Origin of the sequence: uncultured Granulicatella sp. (genome assembly GCF_963528195.1) — a bacterium.
In the GTDB taxonomy this organism is placed as follows: domain Bacteria; phylum Bacillota; class Bacilli; order Lactobacillales; family Aerococcaceae; genus Granulicatella.
The window spans coordinates 1-4,331 of record NZ_CAURVN010000066.1 but is presented as its reverse complement, the minus strand read 5'-3'; the positions used below and the strand labels follow the sequence as shown (position 1 = coordinate 4,331).

Below are 4,331 nucleotides of genomic sequence, written 5' to 3'. Positions count from 1 at the left end.
TAGAGCATTTGATTGAAGCTCAAAGTGTCGGCAGTTCGATTCTGTCCCGAGCCATCTGGAGGGGTAGCGAAGTGGCTAAACGCGGCGGACTGTAAATCCGCTCCTTAGGGTTCGGCAGTTCGAATCTGCCCCCCTCCATTCATTAAATAGTTTAACTATTTAGGGGTATAGTTTAAAGGTAGAACAGCGGTCTCCAAAACCGTTAGTGTGGGTTCGATTCCTGCTACCCCTGTTATCATATTATGGCGATCGTGGCGAAGTGGTTAACGCATCGGTTTGTGGCACCGACATTCGGGGGTTCGATTCCCCTCGATCGCCCTTTTTTCTTGGGGTATAGCCAAGCGGTAAGGCAACGGACTTTGACTCCGTCATTCGTTGGTTCGAATCCAGCTACCCCAGTTTTTTTTTATAGAAATGGCGGTATAGCCAAGTGGTAAGGCAGAGGTCTGCAAAACCTTTATCATCGGTTCAAATCCGTTTACCGCCTTTATATGCCGGCGTGGCGGAATTGGCAGACGCGCTGGACTCAAAATCCAGTGCCCGCGAGGGCGTGCCGGTTCGACCCCGGCCGCCGGTACTACGTTAAAGCTAGAAATGTTGTTAAATCAGCGTTTCTAGTTTTTTTATATATAAAAATTTGGTGGGCAAAAAGTGGGCAATTTTTTCTACAAGGTTTGTGAATTGAAAAAATATAAGGGAGGTAAGCAATGCTAATTTTAGATCTACTTGAAAATTATTCAGAGCAGTTAATTTCAAAAGGATATTCTGAAGAAATGAAGTATAAAGTTAAAGCTGATAAGAATTACTTTTTAAAAATTTCTCCTCTATCTTTTTTTAAGAAGAAGGAGTTAGAATTGAAATATATTTCAGTTTTAGAAAAAGTAGTTAAAATTCCTAAATTAATCGAAGTAAGATATGAATCTAATTCTATTTATAGTTTATATGAATGGATTGATGGTGTTGATTTTAGAGAATATGTAACTTACTTAACCGATAAAGAATTGTATCAATATGGCATTCAAGCAGGGGCATTTTTACAGAGGATTCATTCAATTTCTATTGAAGAAGAATCAATTAATTGGTATGAGTTTTATTTACAGAAATCAATGAGAAAGATTGACTCTTTTAGAAAGGCGAATATAAATTTTCCTGAAATTGAACCTTTTATTGACTATATTCAAACTCATCAGTATTTATTACATGATAGACCCATTTCATTATGTCATGGCGATTTTCATGTGGGAAATATGATGGTTGATTCTCAAACAAAAGAACTTGTTATTATTGATTTTGGCTCTATAGAAATCGGTGATCCGATGGAAGAATTTAATCGCATGATTTGGACTGCACAATTATCTGATGAGTTTGCAACTGGATTAATTAATGGCTATTTTAATGGAAAGAATATTCCTGATGACTTTTGGAAATTAATGGCTTATTATATGGCTTGTGACGTTGTGGGGTCTATTCCTTGGGCAGTAAATTATGGAAATGATCAGTTGATAACGATGCTTGAAAGGGCAAAATTAGTGTTAGATTGGTTTGATGATTTTGAGCGTATGATTCCAAAATTTTATAAAAGAGATGAGTCAAAAAAAGGATGGTAATTTATTGTGGATATTCAACAATACAAACAAATGTTAGAGCAACCTTGGGGGAAGATTCAATATGAAATTACTTTTGCCCAATTAGCTCATTTAAAAGATAAAAGAATTTTAGATTTTGGTTCAGGACTTGGATTAGTAAGTCAGTTTTTAGGAAAAAATAATGAAGTTGTTGCGATTGAACCAGAGAAAGAAATGCTGTTTGCTTATTCCAATCATACTTATGAGAAAATTTTAGGTAGCTTAGAGCAAGTGGAAAAATTTGAAGCGGAATCTTTTGATATCGTTTTGTGTCACAATGTACTGGAGTATATTGAAGAAAATAATCGAGAAAAATATCTTTCTGAATTTAAACGAGTATTAAAACAAGATGGGAAGTTATCTATTATCAAACATAATCAGGTTGGTAAAATTATGCAAGCAGTTGTATTTTCTAATGATGTAGATCAAGCATTGGATTTATTAAAAGGAAATGAATTTAGAAGTGTCTCATTTAATTCTGGTATAACTTATACCATTGATAAATTATTAGAGATATCAAAAATGAAATTGGATAAGTATCAAGCGATTCGTACTTTCTATAGTTTACAGATGAATGAAGTAAAAATTCAAGATAAATGGATAGAAAAGATGACTGAAATGGAACTTGCTGTATGTGATTTGTATCCTTATAAAGATATTAGTTTTTTACAACATGTATGGCTTATGAAGGAATAGAAGTTAAATTTTCTTGTAACTACTAATATCGTGTGGTAGAGTTTTATTATTGAATTTAAAGGAGAATTAAAATGAATAGAAATGAAGTTATTGAATTACAACATAAACGTTTTGCAGTAAAGAAATATGATCCGAATCGTCGTATTTCAGATGAAGATTGGGATGCATTAGTGGAAGTAGGACGTTTAGCTCCATCATCTCTTGGATTTGAACCTTGGAAAATGCTTTTATTAAAAAATGAACAAATGAAAGAAGATTTGAAAGAAATGACATGGGGTGGAATTAATAGTTTAGAAGCTGCGAGTCATTTTGTTATTTATCTTGCTCGTAAAGGAGTTACTTATGATAGCCCTTATGTTGCAAAGTTGATGAAGGAAGTAAAAAATCGTGAGTATGATCCTACTTCAAGATTCGCATCACGTGTGAAGAGTTTTCATGAAATAGATGCTGATTTAAATGATGAAAGAACATTATTTGACTGGGCTAGTAAACAAACATATATTCAAATGGCAAATATGATGTCTGCAGCAACACTTCTAGGAATTGATTCTTTAACGATTGAAGGATTTAATAGAGAAAAAGTAGAAGCATATTTAAAAGAAAAAGGATTCTTAAATACGGATGAATTTGGTGTGTCTGTAATGGCAAGTTTTGGATATCGTGATCAAGAGATTACTCCTAAAGTTCGTTGGAATAAAGAAGCCATTTATGAGGTAATTGAATAGTTTAAAAATAAATATATCAAATAGTAATAGTGAACTGTTTAAAGAATTCTTTCTTTAAACAGTTTTTTGTCTAATAAAATCATTATTTTTTTGAATGAATAACTGATATATTTTGTGAACAAAAAAACTATGTAATTGTCAGTATTTTATTTATGAAAAAAATAGGTATTTTTCCGATTTTCTTTTAAATTTACTAATATTTTTCTCAATTTTATTTTTTAAGAGATTTAATTATTTTATTTTTCTTTAAAAAATTTGTAATTTCAAAAAATTTTTGTAAAAAGTTTGTGAAAAATGAGGGGTTCACAAATTTAGAATTTAGTTTTTTATAAGTTTTAAAAAAATTTAAGAAGATTCATGTCTATATTTTAAGATGGATTTTCGATTTAATATACTAAATTATATATTTATATCTATTTTCTAAAATTTATTTTATCCATCAATAAAAATGTAATAAAAAGAAATGAAAATAATTAATGAAATTGAATAATTCGGATTTTTTCTATTTTATTAAGATTGAATCTCATTTTCACAAAGGATTATTCTATTGAAAATAAGAAAAAATCTTGATAGTTATTTTGGTAATCTTATAATGAAGTTGAATTAAAATTAGGAGGGGTAAATATGTGTAGTATCGAAACATTGGTAATGAGAATTCAGAAAGGAGATGATGATGATGCGTTTGTGGTTTTAGAAAAAAAATTAAAACCATTGATGTATAATATTTATTATCATCATTTTTATTATTGTGTAGAGTTGGAAGATTTTTTACAAGAAGCTAGTTTTTTACTATTTTATACCGCAAAAAAATTTGATTTAAGTAGAGGAAAACCATTTATTGCTTATTATAAACGCTCTTTAAAAAATTATGCTATTCAATTAATTCGATATGAACATAGAGAAAGTGTTATTCCAGAAAAAAATTTATGTAAATGTGATGTTTCTAATCTTAAGTATCAAATTTCTATTGAGGAAGAGTTTTTATTAAAAGAGGAAATGTCTAAATACTGGGATTCGTTATCGGCATTTGAAAAAGCTGTTTTTTGCTTGTATACAAAAGGCTATACCTTTGAAGAGATTGCAGAAAAAGCGAATAGATCAGTTGCTGCTATTAAAAGTGCATTTAATCGTTGTCATAAAAAATTTCAATTATTTTATGAAAGTATTCATAAAGAGTGTATAAAATAACTTAATAATAACGGTCAACTTTCTTTAGCATACTGTGTGGACTTGTTAGGGTATCATACATTTGTGACAAAAAAGAATAAAAAAAAGAGAACCAATG

At 30.3% G+C, this 4,331-nt stretch carries 4 protein-coding genes and 6 tRNA genes; all 10 read left to right on the top strand.

The features are described 5' to 3' along the window. Positions 1–57 precede the first annotated feature (57 nt). A tRNA-Tyr gene (locus RWR88_RS08565) sits at positions 58–138 on the top strand. 23 nt (positions 139–161) lie between these two features. Beyond that, a tRNA-Trp gene (locus RWR88_RS08560) sits at positions 162–232 on the top strand. Between the two features lie 13 nt (positions 233–245). Further along, positions 246–318, top strand: a tRNA-His gene (locus RWR88_RS08555). Between the two features lie 9 nt (positions 319–327). Beyond that, positions 328–399: transfer RNA gene (locus RWR88_RS08550), tRNA-Gln, on the top strand. 17 nt (positions 400–416) lie between these two features. Next, positions 417–487: transfer RNA gene (locus RWR88_RS08545), tRNA-Cys, on the top strand. Between the two features lie 6 nt (positions 488–493). Continuing rightward, positions 494–577: transfer RNA gene (locus tag RWR88_RS08540), tRNA-Leu, on the top strand. Between the two features lie 130 nt (positions 578–707). Next, complete coding sequence (locus RWR88_RS08535) at positions 708–1,607, top strand: aminoglycoside phosphotransferase family protein (protein ID WP_314451835.1); 900 nt, start codon at positions 708–710, stop codon at positions 1,605–1,607. 30 nt (positions 1,608–1,637) lie between these two features. Continuing rightward, positions 1,638–2,321, top strand: coding sequence for a methyltransferase domain-containing protein (locus tag RWR88_RS08530; RefSeq protein WP_314451837.1), 684 nt, complete (start codon positions 1,638–1,640; stop codon positions 2,319–2,321). A 71-nt stretch (positions 2,322–2,392) separates the two neighbouring features. Further along, complete coding sequence (locus RWR88_RS08525) at positions 2,393–3,046, top strand: NAD(P)H-dependent oxidoreductase (protein WP_314451832.1); 654 nt, start codon at positions 2,393–2,395, stop codon at positions 3,044–3,046. A gap of 624 nt (positions 3,047–3,670) precedes the next feature. Then, positions 3,671–4,234, top strand: a complete 564-nt coding sequence (locus RWR88_RS08520) for a sigma-70 family RNA polymerase sigma factor (RefSeq protein WP_314451831.1) — start codon at positions 3,671–3,673, stop codon at positions 4,232–4,234. Positions 4,235–4,331 lie beyond the last annotated feature (97 nt).